11 protein-coding genes are annotated in these 16,871 nt (G+C 62.7%); 4 read left to right on the top strand and 7 right to left on the bottom strand.

The window, feature by feature from the left end:
* Nucleotides 1–104: 104 nt before the first annotated feature.
* Nucleotides 105–2,630: an ATP-dependent helicase gene (locus KX729_RS14580; RefSeq protein WP_219743715.1), complete on the bottom strand. Its 2,526-nt coding sequence runs from the start codon at nucleotides 2,628–2,630 to the stop codon at nucleotides 105–107.
* 306 nt (nucleotides 2,631–2,936) lie between these two features.
* On the opposite strand from KX729_RS14580, the gene KX729_RS14575 reads away from it, so the two are divergent.
* A complete protein-coding gene (locus tag KX729_RS14575) occupies nucleotides 2,937–4,217 on the top strand; it encodes an efflux RND transporter periplasmic adaptor subunit (protein ID WP_219743205.1) in 1,281 nt (426 codons plus the stop codon).
* Nucleotides 4,214–7,465, top strand: coding sequence for an efflux RND transporter permease subunit (locus tag KX729_RS14570; protein ID WP_219743204.1), 3,252 nt, complete (start codon nucleotides 4,214–4,216; stop codon nucleotides 7,463–7,465). The genes KX729_RS14575 and KX729_RS14570 overlap by 4 nt, the downstream gene beginning before the upstream one ends.
* Nucleotides 7,466–7,517: 52 nt before the next feature.
* Here the strand turns inward: KX729_RS14570 and KX729_RS14565 are convergent, their stop codons facing one another.
* Nucleotides 7,518–8,234, bottom strand: a complete 717-nt coding sequence (locus KX729_RS14565; protein ID WP_219743203.1) for an FkbM family methyltransferase — start codon at nucleotides 8,232–8,234, stop codon at nucleotides 7,518–7,520.
* 150 nt (nucleotides 8,235–8,384) lie between these two features.
* Nucleotides 8,385–9,215, bottom strand: coding sequence for an NAD(P)-dependent oxidoreductase (locus KX729_RS14560; protein ID WP_219743202.1), 831 nt, complete (start codon nucleotides 9,213–9,215; stop codon nucleotides 8,385–8,387).
* A 780-nt stretch (nucleotides 9,216–9,995) separates the two neighbouring features.
* On the opposite strand from KX729_RS14560, the gene KX729_RS14555 reads away from it, so the two are divergent.
* A complete protein-coding gene (locus KX729_RS14555) occupies nucleotides 9,996–11,411 on the top strand; it encodes an FAD-binding oxidoreductase (RefSeq protein ID WP_219743201.1) in 1,416 nt (471 codons plus the stop codon).
* A 73-nt stretch (nucleotides 11,412–11,484) separates the two neighbouring features.
* The gene (locus tag KX729_RS14550) at nucleotides 11,485–15,192 is read left to right on the top strand and encodes an AsmA family protein (protein WP_219743200.1); all 3,708 of its coding nucleotides are present in this window, start codon (nucleotides 11,485–11,487) and stop codon (nucleotides 15,190–15,192) included.
* Nucleotides 15,193–15,200: 8 nt separating this feature from the next.
* Here the strand turns inward: KX729_RS14550 and KX729_RS14545 are convergent, their stop codons facing one another.
* From KX729_RS14545 to KX729_RS14530, 4 genes are all read right to left on the bottom strand, one after another.
* Nucleotides 15,201–15,551 (bottom strand): hypothetical protein, encoded by a 351-nt coding sequence (locus KX729_RS14545; RefSeq protein WP_219743199.1) that lies wholly within the window; start codon nucleotides 15,549–15,551, stop codon nucleotides 15,201–15,203.
* Between the two features lie 153 nt (nucleotides 15,552–15,704).
* Nucleotides 15,705–15,914, bottom strand: coding sequence for a ribbon-helix-helix domain-containing protein (locus tag KX729_RS14540; RefSeq protein ID WP_219743198.1), 210 nt, complete (start codon nucleotides 15,912–15,914; stop codon nucleotides 15,705–15,707).
* A 132-nt stretch (nucleotides 15,915–16,046) separates the two neighbouring features.
* Nucleotides 16,047–16,265 carry a DUF4169 family protein gene (locus KX729_RS14535; RefSeq protein WP_219743197.1) on the bottom strand — a complete coding sequence of 73 codons (219 nt, stop codon included), beginning with the start codon at nucleotides 16,263–16,265 and terminating at the stop codon, nucleotides 16,047–16,049.
* 15 nt (nucleotides 16,266–16,280) lie between these two features.
* On the bottom strand, nucleotides 16,281–16,793 hold the full coding sequence (locus KX729_RS14530) for an SspB family protein (RefSeq protein WP_219743196.1): 513 nt from the start codon (nucleotides 16,791–16,793) through the stop codon (nucleotides 16,281–16,283).
* Nucleotides 16,794–16,871 lie beyond the last annotated feature (78 nt).

Below are 16,871 nucleotides of genomic sequence, written 5' to 3'. Positions count from 1 at the left end.
GTTTTTTGCCGGCTGCTTCGACATCTCTGGCATTTCGCGGAGAATAGCCTTGGCTGCTTCCGGAGCCTCCAGATTAAGGGTCATAGGCATATCCTCTGCCTTTATCAAACTCGCTCCACAAACCCGTCCAGCACTCGCTTCTGCCCGGCCTTGTCGAACTCGATCGTCAGCTTGTTCCCCTCGATCGCGGCGACATTCCCGTTGCCGAACTTGACGTGGAACACCCGATCCCCGACGAAGAACTTCGACGGAGTATCCGCCACCGATTTCGCCACCAGTTCCCCGTCGATCGTTCGCGTCCTTGGCCCGCTTTCGCCATAACCGATGCGTTCGACGGCGTGGCCGGAGCGGGTGCCCCAGTTGTCGCGGGTGGCGTCGGTCTTGTTGGCCTGGGCGCGTTTCCAGCCGGGGGTCGAATAGCTGTTGCCGGCGAAGGGATCGGCCTTGTCGAAGCGGGACTGGCCGTAACCGCCGCCGCGGCCGCCGTAACCGCCGTAGTTCGATTCACCCACCGCGACGTCGACATGCGCCTGCGGCAGTTCGTCGAGGAAGCGTGACGGCATGGTGGATTGCCACAGGCCGTGGATGCGGCGGTTCGAGACGAACCAGATGTGGCAGCGATGTTTGGCGCGGGTGATGCCGACATAGGCGAGGCGGCGTTCTTCCTCCAGCCCCGAGCGGCCGCCTTCGTCGAGCGCCCGCTGATGCGGGAACAGGCCTTCCTCCCAGCCGGGCAGGAAGACGGTGTCGAATTCCAGACCCTTGGCCGAGTGGAGCGTCATGATCGAGACGGCGTCGAGGTTCTCGTTCTTCTCGGCATCCATAACCAGCGAGACGTGTTCGAGGAAACCGCGCAGGCTCTCGAAGGCTTCCATCGAGCGTACGAGTTCCTTGAGGTTTTCCAGCCGGCCCGGCGCTTCGGCGGATTTGTCGTTCTGCCACATGGCTGTGTAGCCGCTCTCGTCGAGGATCTGCTCGGCCAGCGTGGTGTGCAGGGTGTTTTCCAAGAGGCCCTGCCAGCGCTTGAAATCCGTCACCACGTCGAACAGCGCCTTGCGCGCCTTCGGCTTCAGCTCGTCCGTCTCGATGATGTCGGACGATGCCTGCAGCATGGGGATGTCGCGGGCACGGGCGTAATCGTGCAGGTAACGCATGGTCGTGTCGCCGAGGCCGCGTTTCGGCGTGTTGATGATCCGTTCGAAGGCGAGGTCATCGGCCGGCTGGCAGACCATGCGGAAATAGGCCATCGCATCGCGGATTTCGAGCCGCTCGTAGAAGCGCGGGCCGCCGATGACGCGGTAATTGAGGCCAAGCGTCACGAACCGGTCTTCGAACTCGCGCATCTGGAAGGAGGCGCGCACCAGGATCGCCATGTCGTTCAGCGCGTGTTTCCTGCCATCCGAGCCGCCGCGCTGCAGGTTTTCGATTTCCTCACCGACGGCGCGGGCTTCCTCTTCGGAATCCCAGGCTGCATGCACCATCACCTTTTCGTCATCGGGGTTTACCCGGTCGGTGAACAGGGTCTTGCCAAGCCGACCTTCGTTATGCGCGATCAGATGGCCGGCGGCGCCGAGAATATGTTCGGTGGAGCGGTAATTACGCTCCAGCTTGATGACTTTCGCGCCCGGAAAATCCTTTTCGAAGCGCAGAATGTTGTCCACTTCCGCGCCGCGCCAGCCATAGATCGACTGGTCGTCGTCGCCGACGCAGCAGACGTTCTGGGCCACGCCCTTCGGCCGCTGGGCAAGCAGCCGCAGCCACATATATTGGGCGGTGTTGGTGTCCTGATATTCGTCGACCAGGATGTATTTGAACCGGCCGTGATACTCCTTCAGCAGGTCCGGCGCCTTGCGGAAAATGGCGATCGGGTGCAGCAGCAGGTCGCCGAAATCGCAGGCGTTCAGCGTGCGCAGGCGTGCCTGATAGGCGGCGTAAAGCTCGCGCCCCTTGCCGTTGGCGAAGGCGCGGGCGTCGCCTTCGGGAATGTCGGCGGGCAGCAGGCCCTTGTTTTTCCAGCCGTCGATCATGCCGGCGAACTGTTTGGCCGGCCAGCGCTTGTCGTCCAGGCCTTCCGCCTGGATCAGCTGTTTGATCAGCCGCACCACGTCGTCAGTGTCGAGAATGGTGAAATCAGAGCGGATTCCGGCCAGTTCCGCGTGGCGGCGCAACAGCTTGACGCCGATCGAGTGGAAGGTGCCGAGCCAGGGCATGCCTTCGACCGCGCCGCCGACGAGGACGCCGATGCGCTCCTTCATCTCGCGCGCCGCCTTGTTGGTGAAGGTGACTGCCAGGATCTGGCTCGGAAACGCTTTTCCGGTCGCGAGAATATGGGCGATGCGGGTGGTGAGCACACGGGTCTTGCCGGTGCCGGCGCCGGCCAGAACCAGAACCGGGCCGTCGATCGTCTCGACCGCCTCGCGCTGTTCCGGGTTGAGGCCGGACAGATATTCGGACGAGGCGCGCCCGCCATCGCGGGCCGCCATGGCGCGCGCAGCAATGCCCAGACCCCCACTATGCCCGCCGGCAGAAGGCTGCGGAGCGGGGGCAGGGTTGTTGGAACGTGCCGTCTTGCGGGATGCCGGATCGGGTTCCTCGTCAAAAAACGGTATGTCGTCGAAGCTATTCGTCATGCGGGTCAATGTAATGATTCGGACCTGAAAGACCAGAAGATGTTCTTCTTTTATTCCCATAGTCTTTGCAAGGGGCGGCTAAAGTGTGATGCTCTGGGCAAAAAGATTGGAAAAAGGGCAAGAACTGCCCATTCAAAAAGCATAGCGACTGTCAAATTCTTTTGAAATTTTCGTGAGATTACAAATCCGTAAGATTGCACGGCACCCATTGCGCAGGGACCCTGAAATAAAGGATAATTGGCGCAAAATGGCCTGCGCGTGTCTCGCTCGAGAAATTGGCCCTAAACGACGGGCCCGGAGAATTGAATGCGGATTTGGAAACAGTTCTTCCTGTGTCTCGTGCTGCTCGCCGCTGCACTCGGCCTGTGGATTTATATGGTGCCGACTGCCGGCGATACATTGGCCAAATGGGGCGTTCCCAAAGATGTGATTGCGCAAGTGAATGCCGTCATCCATCCGAAGGCGGCCGCCCAGCAGAACAACCAGGCGCAAGGCAACGCCAATGGCGGCCAGCGGCAGCAGGCCCAGACAGGCGGCCAGGCAGGACAGGGCGGCCAGGCAGGGCAGGGCGGCCAGGCAGGGCAGGGCGGCCAGGCAGGGCAGGGCCAGCAGCGCGGCCAGGGCGGCAACCGCATGACGCTGGTCGTGGCGCAGCCGGTGGTGATCGGCACGGTCAACGACCGCCTGTCGGCGATCGGCAGCGGCGAGGCCATCCAGTCCGTCGTCGTCATGCCGCAGGCTTCCGGCACGATCCATGACATCATGGTGGTTTCCGGCCAGCGGGTCGCCAAGGGCCAGGTTCTCGCCCGTCTCGACGATGACGAGCAGTTGATCGAGCGCGAAAAGGCGCAGGTCGCATTGAACAGCGCCCAGGAAAAGTCCGCTTCCTACAAGAACCTCCAGTCCTTCTCGCGTCTCGACGTCCTGAACGCACAGATCGCCGAACAGGCCGCCAGGCTGGCGCTCTCCACCGCCGAACTCAACCTGAAGCGCCGCGACATCGTTTCGCCGATCGAAGGCATTGCCGGTATCGTGGCGATCAACATGGGCGACAACGTCACCAACCAGACCAGCATCGTCACGGTCGACGACCGTTCGGCCATCCTCGTCGATTTCTGGGCGCCGGAGCGTTTCGCCGTGGCGATCCTGCCCGGCCAGGCGGTTGAGGCGAATTCGGTGGCGCGTCCCGGCCAGGTGTTCTCCGGCAAGGTGGACGCGATCGACAACCGCATCGATCCGGCCAGCCGCACGATGCGTATCCGCGCCAAGGTGGAAAACCCGGGCGACGTCTTGCGCGCCGGCATGGCCTTCAGCGTCGGCATGCGTTTTGCCGGCGAGAAATATCCGGCCGTCGATCCGCTCGCCGTGCAGTGGGACAGCGAAGGTTCCTACGTCTGGCAGATCAAGGACAACAAGTCGGTCAAGGCCCGCGTGCGTATCATCCAGCGCAATCCGGATGCCGTGCTTGTCGATGCCAAGCTGAATGAAGGCGACAGGATCGTGACGGAAGGCCTGCAGCGCGTGCGCGAAGGCGCGCCGGTCCGCGTCTTCGGTGCTCAGGAAGGGGCAGAGGTGGCCAGCCAATGAAGATCGAACTTCCCGGTTTTGGTCACGACGATAACGACAACAAGCCCCAGGACGCGAAAGGGGGCGAAGGCAAGGTGGCAGACGACAAGTCCTCGAACAGCTTCACGGCCATCTGGGTTCGCCGGCCGATCCTTGCTGCCGTTCTGAACACGCTGCTGGTCGTTGCGGGCCTTGCGGCGCTTGCCGGGGTCGAAGTGCGCGAACTGCCGGACGTCGACCGGCCGATCATCACGGTCACCACCAATTACGACGGCGCCTCGCCGCAGACCATGGACCAGGAAGTCACCCAGGTCATCGAAGGCGCGGTCGCCCGCGTCTCGGGCCTGAAGGCGCTATCGTCGCAGTCGCAGTTCGGCATCAGCCGCGTGACGATGGAATTCAACGACACGGTCAACCTGTCGGAAGCCGCCAACGATGCGCGCGATGCCGTCGGCCGTATCCGCAACCAGTTGCCGGATGAGGTCGACGAGCCGCGCATCGTCAAGGCGGATGCGGATTCCGACGCGATCATGCGTCTCGCCGTCACCTCGAACAAGATGTCGATGGAAGACCTGACGCAGCTCGTCAACAACGAGATCGTCGACCGTCTGGCCGCCGTCGAAGGCGTGGCCGACGTGCAGCTTTACGGCGACCAGGATAAGGTGTTCCGCGTCGATATCAACCAGTCGGCGCTCGCCGGTCGCGGGTTGACCGTCGCCGACGTGTCGAAGGCGCTGGCGAGTGCTGCGCTCGACGTTCCGGCCGGCTCGCTGAAAAGCACGACGCAGGACATCGTGGTGCGCACCACCGCCAGCCTGACGAAGCCGCAGGATTTCGAAAACGTCATGATCGGCCCGAACATCCGCATCCGCGATGTGGCGACCGTGGCGCTCGGTCCCGATGACGGCGCGACCGTGCTGCGGTCTAACGGCGTGCAGGGCGTCGGCCTCGGCATCATCCGCCAGGCGCAGTCCAACACGCTCGACATTTCCGATGGCGTCAAGGCGGCCGTCGCCGAAATGGCGAAGACCCTGCCGCCCGGCACCAATATCGCCATTACCGGCGACGACGCGATCTTCATCCAGGGCGCGCTGCACGAAGTCGAGATCGCGCTGATCCTGTCGGCGACGGTCGTCTTCGCGGTCATCTTCCTCTTCCTGCGCGACTTCCGCGCGACGCTCATTCCGGCGATCACCATGCCGGTGGCGCTGATCGGCACACTGGTGGCGATCTATCTGGTCGGTTTCTCGATCAATATCCTGACGCTGCTTGCGATCGTGCTCGCCACCGGTCTGGTGGTGGACGACGCGATCGTCGTGCTCGAAAACATCGTGCGGCGGCGATCCGAAGGCATGGGACCGCGCGCGGCCGCCGTGCTCGGCACCCAGGAGGTGTTCTTCGCCGTCATCGCCACGACCGCGACACTGGCCGCCGTGTTCATTCCGCTCTCCTTCCTGCCCGGCCAGATCGGCGGGTTGTTCAAGGAATTTGGTTTCGTGCTGGCGTTTTCGGTCGGCCTGTCGTCGATCACAGCGCTGACCCTTTGCCCGATGCTGGCCTCGCGCATGCTGACCAAGCCGATGAAGGAACATCACGGCCTGCTCGGCGCCTTCGGCAATGCATTTGCCAGCGTCTATGCGCGCGCCCTGCATTTCTGCCTCGACGCGCCGATGGTGGTCATCGTCTTCTCGGTGATCTTCTCGATCGCCGCCTACAATATCTTCGGCCTCGTCAAGAGCGAGCTGACGCCGCGTGAAGATCGCGCGACGATCATGCTGCGTTTGAACGCGCCGCAGGGCGTCAGCCTCGATTTCACCCGCGACCAGATGCAGCGGGTGGAAGAGAACCTGAAGCCGCTGCGCGATTCCGGCGAGATCACCAATATCTTCTCGATCTCCGGCTTCAACAATTCCAAGAACAGCGGTTTCATGGTGCTGACACTGGCGCCCTGGGATCAGCGTAGCCGCAGCCAGGACCAGATCGCCACCGACGTCAATGCGGCGATGATGCGGGTTCCGGCCCTGCGTGGCTTCATCAACCAGGCCAACAGCCTGAAGATCCGCGGCGCCGGCAACGGTCTGCAGATGGCGCTGGTCGGCAACGACTATACCAAGCTGACCGAGACGGCGCTGAAGCTCGTCTCGCAGATGGAAACCAGCCCGCTCTTCGATACGCCGCGCCTCACCAACGAACCGACCCAGGCGCAGCTCTCCGTCTCGATCGACCGCGAGCGCGCGTCCGACCTCGGCATCGACATTACCGGCCTTTCGACCGCCATGCAGTCGCTGCTCGAAGGCCGCTCGCTGGTGGATGTGTTCGTCGATGGCGACGCGCTGCCGGTGAAGCTCACTTCCAACACACGCCCGATCGACGATCCGACCGATCTCGAAAACATCTTCCTGAAGACGGGCGACGGCAAGATCGTGCCGATGTCGACCATCGCCAAGCTGACGGAAGGCGCGGTCGCGCCGCAGCTCAACCGCGAAGAACAGCTCGCTTCCGTGTCGATCTCGTCCGGTCTGCGCGACGGCGTGGCGCTCGGTGATGCGGTCAAGGAAATGACGGCGCTCGCAAAGCCGCTGATGGTACCGGGCGTCCGCCTGATGCCGATGGCGGAAGCCAAGACGCTGGGTGAAAACTCCAACGCCATGGTGATGACCTTCGGTTTCGCGATCGCCATCATCTTCCTGGTGCTGGCCGCGCAGTTCGAAAGCGTGCTGTCGTCGATCATCATCATGTCGACCGTGCCGCTCGGCCTTGCCTGCGCCGCCATCGCGCTGGTGCTCACCGATTCCAGCCTCAACGTCTACAGCCAGATCGGCCTCGTCCTGCTTGTCGGGGTCATGGCGAAGAACGGCATCCTGATCGTGGAATTCGCCAACCAGCTGCGCGATCATGGCGCCGGGGTGCGCGAGGCGATCGAAAAGGCCTGCGCCATGCGCCTGCGTCCGGTCATGATGACGATGATCGCCACGATCATCGGCGGCGTGCCGCTGGTACTCGCCCAGGGCGCCGGTGCGGAAGCCCGCGTCGCACTCGGCTGGGTCATCGTCGGTGGCCTCGGCTTCGCCGTGCTGGTGACGCTGTTCATCACGCCGGTCGCCTATCTCCTGCTCGCCCGCTTCGCCAAGCCGCATGTCCACGAGGAAGCCCGCTTCCACGAGGAACTGGCACATGCCTCGGCCCGCAAGCACCTGAAGAAGGCGGACGAGGATGAAGAGGACGAGAAGGAAAAGGACAAGGAGCCGCCGCTTTTGGCTGCCGAGTGATCCTGAACGATCGAGATGTGCCGAAGTCGGTTCGGCACATCTGACGATATTCTCAGATCTCGATCGTTCCCTTGCGGAACAGAAGGTCGAAGTGAACGACCTCCTTGGTGCGTGGATGTCTCCAGGCCGGCCAGGCTTCGATGAGGACGAAGCCCATGCTGGTCATCAGCGTGATTGCCTCCGGAAGCACCATTTCACCCGCATACATTTCGGAAACCGCGACTTCCATGCGCACTGAATCGATGCGTTGCAGTGCGTTCGCAGCGCCCAGGATGACGTTGCGTTCATACCCCTGAGTATCGATCTTCAGGTGGACGACGTCACTCTCCGAAGCAAGCTGATCGAAGAGGCTGTCAAGCCGAACCAGAGGAACGGCTACGCTGGCCTCGTATCGGATCGGCTCATAGATGGATACGAGCAGGTCGGTCGCGGCTCGCAGCGAGCTCGACACACGGTTTTCCGATATGCCGATCGTGGCCTGTCCATCCTCATCGCCGACAGCCTGGTTGAAGGCTTTCCAGTCCGAATGTGCTGCCGCAAGGACAGCCAGCTTTTCGTAACATTCGGGGATCGGTTCGAAGGAACAAATGCGTCCCTGCCAGCCCTTCTTTCGCAGGCGCTGTCCGGTCTGTCCAGTATTGGCGCCGATATCCAGGTAGACGGTGACGCCGCGCTTGCGCAGGAATTCGATTTCTTCACGTTCGAATTCCGCGTCATCCCTTTTTTTCTTGCGAGAAAACAGACTGCGCAAACCGAGATGTGCCGCCATAAGTCACCATGATCGTGGAACGAGAGAACTTTTCGCCCGAGTTATTGTAGCAGTCGTCGGGCGTCAAGTCGCGCGGGTTAAGCCTTTGCGCGAGGCGTGACGCCGAGCATCGCCTCGCGGAATTGGGTATGCATGCTTCGGCGGAGGCCTCTATTTTAGCGCCAGCAGCGCATTCAGCTTCTCTGCCAGTTCCCCGCCCGCATCCCGGTCATCCGCCATTTTTTTGTAGAGCCCGGCCATGCCGCGATAGATCAGCGAGGCGGGATCGTCATCGCCCAGGAAGGCTGCGATTTCTTCCATTTCCGCCACCCAGCGATAGGCCTTCGGATACATGTCGGGCAGCGCGTGGGCAAACTTGCGGTCGAGGTCCGGCAGGCTTTCGGCCACTTCGCGTTTCAGGCTCTCTTCGGCGCCGGAGCGGATGGCCGCGAGCATCATCGCGGTGGCGAGGCCGGTGAGGCCCTTGTTGATGCCGGCGTAACACATTTTGAGGGCCGAAGCGGCGCCGATCGCGCCGTCGATGCGGCGCACCACCAGTCCGTGCTCGCTAAGCGGAGCGCTCAGGTTTTGCGGGTCGCCGCTGATGTAGAAGCGGGCGCTCGCATCACCCGGTTTCGGCGGGCCGCCGATGATCGAGCCGTCCAGCACCTCGACCGGGCTGTTGTCGAATACCGCCGCCACGTCCTTCATCGTCTCCGGCGAGATGGCGTTGCAGTCGATGAAGGTGACCGGCTTGCGGGCCGCGTCCGCCACCTGTCCCGCGACAGCGACAGCCTGCGAGGGCGGGATGATCGACAGGATGATATCTGCCGTAACGATCGCCTCCATTCCGACCGGCTGCATACCGGCGGCGCGGGCGCGGGCCTTGGTCGCCTCCGAACGGCCTTCGAGATAGGTCGGCACTTCGGCGCCGCATGCGACGAGGCGGCTGCCGACGCCGCTGCCCATGGCGCCTGCTCCGATGACTGCAATAACCGACATTGCTGAACTCCTGCGCTTGAAAATCCGAAAACATGAGAGGTGGAAGAATGGCGGCCGGATATGGCCGTCGGAAGAAATAGTTGTCAGTGCGATCAAGAGGATAATGCCAGACGCCGGCCGGCGCCTCATAAATTTCATCCCCGCCCGAGGATATCTTCCTACAATTCTCCCGTTCCGCATCGGATACGCTGCCAGGCGTGGCAGTCATGCGGAGCCGGTGCGGATGGTTGAGGGTGAGACGCAAAACCTCGTCATCCGGGTCCGTGGAAAATGGTCTCCCTCCGGCGACCGGGAATGGCAAGGCAAGGCCGTCGGACCGGCTCCTCGTCATTCCCTCAGAGCGCGTCCGGGCGTGCCTGTGAGGCATTGGAGGGTGGCGGGCGGCGTCCTGCGGCGTTCGAGGGTCTTGATCGATCCGGGCCGCGTGGCGCATGTGGTGAAGGTGTCCCCGGTCGATCGGCAACGATCGTCGGGAGAGGCGGTCATGGCCGGGCACTGGAGAGTATGGCGTGCATGATCCTCTTTGCAAAAAGAGAGGCGCCGCATAGCCCACAAAACCCGTCATCGCAGAGGGATCGAAGTCGCGGATAAAAACAGCCGAACGGGGCGCTGAGAGGTGTCACTTATTACTTTATTTACGAGGCAGCTTTCAGCGCCCCGTCCGAACAAAAGCAAACGGGCAACAAGGGCGGAATCCGTCTTTCGACACGCGCTTAATTTCTGGACAAAAGCCGGTGCGTCGCCTAACCAATTCCTTGAAAAGATTGAAGGAGAATGGTGATGGCGGTCAGGGACGTGAAGGCGGGCCTTCGCAACGAGGACGGCATCAAGACCGTGCTCGGCATTCTCAAGCAGGCGCTCGGCGAGCGTTTTCAGACCGGCCAGTCCTTTCGCGAACAGCATGCCCACACCACCACCTATCTGCCGGCCCAGCTGCCGGACGGTGTGGTGTTTGCCGAAAGCGCCGAAGATGTAACGGCCGTCGTCAGGGCCTGTGCCGAGCATCGCGTGCCGATCATTCCGTTTGGCGTGGGATCTTCGCTGGAAGGTCAGGTGAATGCGCCGTCCGGCGGAATATCCATCGATTTCAGCCGGATGAACAAGGTGCTTCGCGTCAGCCCGGCCGACCTTGACGTAACGGTAGAGCCCGGCATCACCCGCGAGGAACTGAACAGGGAGTTGCGCGATACCGGCCTGTTCTTCCCGATCGATCCGGGCGCCAATGCCTCGATCGGCGGCATGGCGGCAACCCGCGCCTCTGGTACAAATGCGGTGCGTTACGGCACGATGAAGGACAATGTCCTGTCGCTGACGGTGGTCACGGCGAACGGTGAGGAAATCCGCACCGCGCAGCGCGCCAAGAAATCGTCCGCCGGTTACGACCTGACCCGGCTTTTTGTCGGCTCGGAAGGCACGCTCGGGGTCATCACCTCCGTCACGCTGAAGCTGCAGGGCATTCCGGAAAAGATCGGTGGCGGTGTCTGCGCATTCCCGAGCGTCAAGGCGGCCTGCGATGCTGTCATCATGACCATCCAGATGGGCATTCCGGTGGCGCGCATCGAACTGCTCGACGACGTGCAGATGCGCGCCTGCAACGCCTATTCGAAACTCTCCTATCCGGAAAAGCCGACGCTCTTCCTCGAATTCCACGGCACCGAAGAGACCGTTGCGCTGCAATCGGCGCAGTTCGCCGAAATCGCGTCCGAATGTGGCGGCGACGAATTCCAGTGGACGGCGAATGCCGAGGAGCGCGCCAAGCTGTGGAACGCCCGCCACAATGCCTATTGGGCAAGCCGGGCGCTGGCGCCGGAACTGGACGGGCTTTCGACCGATGTCTGCGTGCCGATTTCGCGGCTGGCGGAATGCGTCGCCGAGACGCAAGCCGATATTGCCGAACAGGGCCTGCTGGCGCCGATCGTCGGCCATGCGGGTGACGGCAATTTCCATGTCCTCGTGCTGTTCGACGGCAAGTCGCCCGCCTCGGTGGAGAAGGTGGAAGCCTTCATCGAGCGGCTGAACCGGCGGGCGCTGGCCATGGATGGCACCTGCACCGGCGAACACGGCATCGGCCAGGGCAAGATGGCGTTCCTGGAAGAGGAGCTGGGCGGCGCGGTGGACCTGATGCGGTCGATCAAGGCGAGCCTCGACCCGCAAAACATCTTCAATCCGGGCAAGATCTTCCGAAATACCGAATAGGCGCTCCCGCAAGCTTGACTTGCCTGTGAAGCCAATGGAACTAGTTTTTTAGCGAGACTTTGGAGAGAGAGACTTGCTCGGACGCATAATGATAACGATCGGCGGCGTGGTGGTCGTAGCGCTGTTTTCGGCGCTGCTGGCGCCGTTCTTCGTCGACTGGTCGAATTTCCGGGTGAGTTTCGAGGATCAGGCAAGCCGCATCCTCGGCAAGAAGGTTTCCGTTCACGGAACCGTCGATGCGCGTATCCTGCCATTCCCGTCGATCACCCTGCATGACGTGCGTGTCGGCGCCGATACGGACGGCCAGCCGCTGGTGCAGGTGGCGCGGTTTTCCATGGATCTGGAACTGGCGCCGTTCCTGTCAGGCGAGGCGCGCATTTTCGACATGCGCATCGAAGACCCCAAGGCGCGTATCCGTCTCCTGAAGGACGGCACGCTCGACTGGATGCGCGGCAGCAAGGCGGAGATCCCGGCCCGCACCGTCGTCATCGAGGATGTGCATGTCACCGGCGGTCAGGTCGATCTGATCGACGAGGAAACGGGCCGTTCGCGCCGCATTACCGGCCTTTCCGCCGATCTGTCGGCGGCATCGCTGCTCGGCCCCTGGCGCGGTGACGGCAACGCGACGCTGGACGGATATGAGGCGCGGTTCAGCCTGACCAGCGGCACGGCGGATGTCGCGGCCAAGCGGGTGCCGCTGCGGCTGCGGCTGTGGCCGGATGCGCAGCCCGTCGAACTCAATCTCGACGGCGAGTTGACGACCGCCGACAACCGGCCTGCCTATAACGGCAATTTCACCCTCGACTTTCTGGAGGAGGAGACTGCGGAAGAACCGGTCAAGGCGCCGGCGCCCGGTCCACGGGTCAAGGGCGGTTTCGAGCTTACCAACGAGCGCATCCGCATTCCGCAATACCGGCTGGAGGTCGGCGCGACCGACAATCCCTATGTGGTCACCGGCGAGGCGACGCTCGATACCGGCGTGAAGCCGGAATTCCTGCTGACCGCGGACGGGCAGCAGATCGACGTCAACCGGCTGGGAGAAGGCGGGGCCCAGGCCAAGACCGGCCGTGATCCGGCCGCGTCGGCACAGCGCCGTCTCAACAATTTCATCCGCATGGCGGCCTCGATCCCGATCCCGCAGGTTCCGGGGCGCGCGACACTAAAGCTGCCGGCGCTGATCGCCAAGGATACGACGATCCGCGACATCACTCTGAATGTGCGTCCTGCCGGCCGCGGCTGGACGGTGGATAATGTGGTGGCGACGCTGCCTGGTCGCACCCAGCTGGAAGCCAAGGGCAATCTCGTCCTGCGCGACCGCATCTCTTTCGTCGGCGACATGCTGGTCGCTTCCAGCCAGCCGTCCGGTCTTTCCGACTGGTTGTCGGGCCGTGTCGCGCCGGAAATCCGCCAGCTCCGCTCGGCCGGTTTCTCGGCCAAGGTCAACCTGACACCGGACCTGCAGCGGTTCGAAGGACTGGAACTGGCGATCGGCCCGGCGACGCTGAAGGGCCGGCTGGAGCGCCAGTCGGCGCAGGGGCAGATGCCCAATCTCTCCATGAGCCTTGCCGGCAACGAGATCGACATCGACGCGATGCGGTCGCTTGCCTCGCTGGTGACCGGCGACGACGCCGGCCAGGACCTGCTCGACCATCGTGTCGCGGCAACGCTGAAGGCCGATCGTTTCACCGCTTTTGGCGTGGCGGCCAACAATGTCGATACCGCCTTCACCATGGCCGGCGGTGTCTTGTCCCTGGAACGGCTGACGATCGGCAATATCGAGGGCGCGACGATTTCCGCAAAGGGAAGAGTGGAAGGCTCGCTGCTTTCCTATTCCGGCAACGGCACGATGAGCTTCCGCTCCGCCGATCCCGGCGCGTTCTTCGCCATGTTGCGCGACAGGCTCATGCCGCATCCGGCGCTGCAGCGGCTGGCCCGCAATGCCGCTTGGTTTGCCAATACCGATCTCAATGCCAACCTGACGGTCGGCGGCACTCTCGGCGGCATCGAGCTTGGGCTGAAGGGCAAGTCGAACGGCAGCGTCGTCAATGCGGATCTGAAATTGCCGGGGCTTTTTGACCTGACGGGCGACACGGACATGTCGCTGCACGCGACACTCGACAATCCGCAGCCGCAGGTTCTGCTGGGGCAGGCGGGACTCGACCCGCTGCCGTTCGACGGGGACGGGGCAGGCCGTGTGGAACTCAATCTGCGCCAAGGATCGCAGGGTGCGGCGAAGACCGACCTGTCGTTCAAGACGGACAAGACGTCACTGACGTTCACCGGCGATGTCAACGTTATGGATCCGGGTTTTGGCGAGGGGCGCGGTCATCTGGCGCTGAAGAGTGCCGATATCGAGCCCTATCTGCTGATGAACGGGATCGGTCTGCCGCAATTCGGCACCGGCCTGCCGCTGACGCTGGACGCCGATCTCGCCATGACGGCGCAGGACCTGACGGCCTCGGCGCTGAAGGGAAATGCCGAAGGCAATAACTTTGCCGGCGACATCAAGGTCGACCGCAAGGCGCCGGGCATGCCGGCCACCGGAGCGATTTCGGTCGACACGGTCGATCTTGCCTGGCTCGGCGAGGCGGTGTTCGGCACGATCGGCGACCCGCAGACCGGCGCCTTCTCCAAGAAGCCCTTCCAGGCGCCGATCTTTGGTGGCGCCGATGTCGGGCTGGATGTAAAGGCCGCGACATTCCATGCCGGGTCGCTCGGCAATATTGCCGGCTTTTCCGGCAAGGTGGCTTACCGCAGCAGCGGCATCACCATCGAAAATGCCGCCGGCACCTGGCAGGGCGGCAAGCTCGCCGGCCGGCTGATGATGTCGAACGGCAATGGCACGGACCTGTTGCAGGCGAAGCTTTCGGTCGAGGATGCCGATCTGGCGCCGGTTTCATGGATCGCGGCGGGCAAGCCTGTCGCTTCCGGCCGGCTCGGCTTCACCATGTCGGCGGAATCGACCGGCAAGACCTTTGCCGAACTGCTCGGCGCGTCCAGCGGATCGGCGGAGCTACGCTTGAAGGGGCTGACGGTGGCGGGCCTCAATGGCGATGCGCTGAAGCCGCTGATGGCGGCTGTCGACAAGCTTGGCGGCGAGGTTACCGAGGCGAAGGTGCGGCCGCTCGTCGCCGGCCTGATCCATCAGGGCAGCGCTGCGATCGGTGACGTGACCATTCCGGTGACGATCACCGCCGGCGAGGCACGGGCCCAGAATATCGCGGCCACCGTCGGTTCGACGAAACTGGCCGGCGAGGGGCGTTTCGATCTTTTCGACGACCAGATGAGTGCCGATGTGGCGCTGACCTACAATGCCGGCGAAGAGGCCCTGGCGGGCGGCGATCCGACCGTGCGGCTCGATTATTCCGGCGCGCTCTCGAAGCCTGCGGAACAGATCGACGTTTCGGCCGTGACCAACTTCCTGTCGCAGCGCGCCTTCGAGCAGGAGCGCCGCCGGGTCGAGACGCTGCAGGCGAGCGTGCTCGAAAAGCAGCGGCTGCGCCGCGAGGTGGCGCTCTACAATTTCCAGGCTGTGGAGCGGCAGGCGGCCCGTGAAAAGGCCGCGGCCGAGGAGCGGGTGCGCCAACAGCAGGCGGCCGAGGCGGAGCGTCAGCGGCAGGCAACGGAAGCCGCGACCCGCGCCGCCGAACAGCGGCAGCAGCAGCAAAATCCAGCGCCCGCCGGTCAGCCGCAGCTGATCATTCCGGACAACACGTTCCGCCAGGACGTTTCGCCACTGGCGCCCGGTGGTTCGCCGACCCTGCCGGGCGTGCAGCGATAGGGGCCCGATCAGACCCAGGCTTCGCGGTCGCCGAAAGGTGTCGCTTCATCGAAATTGCTCGTGCCGATCTTGTCGCTTTCTCCTGAAAGCAAAGATTGGGCCTGCTGGGCGGAGGTTTTATCACCGGCCTGGGCGTGGCCCTGCTTCAGCTTTTCGGCAGCCTGCGCTGCCTGCAGCTGCGCCTTGAGCTCTGCAAGCTGCTTTTCGATCTTGGCCCGCTTCTGTTCATCGGTCTCGTTGGCAAGCGTATCCTGCATGGAGGAAATCTGCGCTTCGAGATCTGCAGAGCTCGCCGCGCCCGAGCCGGCTGAGGAAAGAAGGGTGGAGGCGGCGGAAGAGGAGGAAACGGCGTCGACCATGAAATGACCTCTGGAAGGAAAACCGGGAAAATTCCCGGCTTCGAGGCTAGTCGATTGTCTTGAGTCGCTCCGGTTAATTTTTGGTAGGAAATTTCAACCAGCAGCCGTCGTCGATTATAATGACGTCAATTCGCGCTTTTTGACATTGTAGATTTAATTCGCCTTGAGCCAGTTCAGAACATACACGCGCAATGCCGAGGACAGGTTGCTGTCGGCAGCGCGCTGGTCGTCGATTTCAGCGATCAGGGCTGCGAGGCTGATATGACGTGCGGCGGCAATCGCCTTCAGTTCCATCCAGAACTCGTCCTCAAGGGAAAAGCTGGTGCGATGGCCGTGCAACGTCGCGGAATGTTTGCGGATCACGAAACTCTCCGGGACCATCTGGACAAGTGCGGCTATTCAAACCGCGCCGCATGTTCCGTCAAGCAGGGCACTGGAGGTTTGGTTGATAAAAGATTGACGATCGTCAAAAATGGGACAGCTGTGCTGACCCGGTCATTCGTCGTCCTGACGCGGTTTACCGTCGTCATGACCCGGTTTTTCCAGCCTGCCCTGATCAAGCGTCTTTTTCGATTTTTCGTTCAGTGCCTTGGTGAGCGACTTTTCCGCTTTCGTGCGGCCGAAGGTGAGGCGGTTCTGTTCCGCCTCCTTCTCCTTGTCGAGCCGCGCCTTGCTTTTCTTGAACTGGCGCAGGTTGACGATCTCGGCGCTCATCCAAGACGCTCCGCGTTATTGTTTCTTGCGGAAGGAATCGAGGGAAACGACCGAACCCGGCTTCTTTTCCTCGTCGCTCTTCGGCTTTTCGTCACCTTCGGCCGGCTTCGCCACAGCTTCGACCGGGATCGCGGTGATTTCGGCGGAGGTGCCTTCTTCCTCGTCGGCCAGCGGCACTTCGAATTCGAGCTCGAAATTCACCGACGGATCGTAGAAGCCGCGGATGGCGTTGAACGGGATGACCAGGCGCTCCGGCGTGTCGGAGAAGGAAAGGCCGACTTCGAACTGCGTTTCGGTGATCTTCAGATCCCAGAACTGGTGCTGGATGACGATGGTCATCTGCTCGGCATATTTCGACTTGAGATGCTGCGAAATGCGCACGCCCGGCGCGCCGGTCAGGAAGGTGATGAAGAAGTGATGGTCGCCCGGAAGCCGGCCTGTCGCCGCCACTTCGGTCAAGACCTTGCGGATGACGCCGCGAAGCGCATCCTGCGCCAGAATGTCGTAACGGATGTGATCCTGCCCCATGCGATCCTGTCTTTCCCAGTTCTTCTCGTCTTTTCGCCAAACGGGCTATGCCATTCGTAGACGCGTTATGCCATGCCG

Origin of the sequence: Neorhizobium populisoli (assembly GCF_019430945.1) — a bacterium.
Taxonomy (GTDB): Bacteria; Pseudomonadota; Alphaproteobacteria; order Rhizobiales; family Rhizobiaceae; genus Neorhizobium; species Neorhizobium populisoli.
This window is presented reverse-complemented; position numbering and strand designations above follow the sequence as displayed.

Bases quoted from the DNA above. Each gene is read 5' to 3' on its own strand.
- KX729_RS14580 (WP_219743715.1), bottom strand. From the start codon at position 2,630: ATGACGAATAGCTTCGACGACATACCGTTTTTTGACGAGGAACCCGAT.
- KX729_RS14575 (WP_219743205.1), top strand. From the start codon at position 2,937: ATGCGGATTTGGAAACAGTTCTTCCTGTGTCTCGTGCTGCTCGCCGCT.
- KX729_RS14570 (WP_219743204.1), top strand. From the start codon at position 4,214: ATGAAGATCGAACTTCCCGGTTTTGGTCACGACGATAACGACAACAAG.
- KX729_RS14565 (WP_219743203.1), bottom strand. From the start codon at position 8,234: ATGGCGGCACATCTCGGTTTGCGCAGTCTGTTTTCTCGCAAGAAAAAA.
- KX729_RS14560 (WP_219743202.1), bottom strand. From the start codon at position 9,215: ATGTCGGTTATTGCAGTCATCGGAGCAGGCGCCATGGGCAGCGGCGTC.
- KX729_RS14555 (WP_219743201.1), top strand. From the start codon at position 9,996: ATGGCGGTCAGGGACGTGAAGGCGGGCCTTCGCAACGAGGACGGCATC.
- KX729_RS14545 (WP_219743199.1), bottom strand. From the start codon at position 15,551: ATGGTCGACGCCGTTTCCTCCTCTTCCGCCGCCTCCACCCTTCTTTCC.
- KX729_RS14535 (WP_219743197.1), bottom strand. From the start codon at position 16,265: ATGAGCGCCGAGATCGTCAACCTGCGCCAGTTCAAGAAAAGCAAGGCG.
- KX729_RS14530 (WP_219743196.1), bottom strand. From the start codon at position 16,793: ATGGGGCAGGATCACATCCGTTACGACATTCTGGCGCAGGATGCGCTT.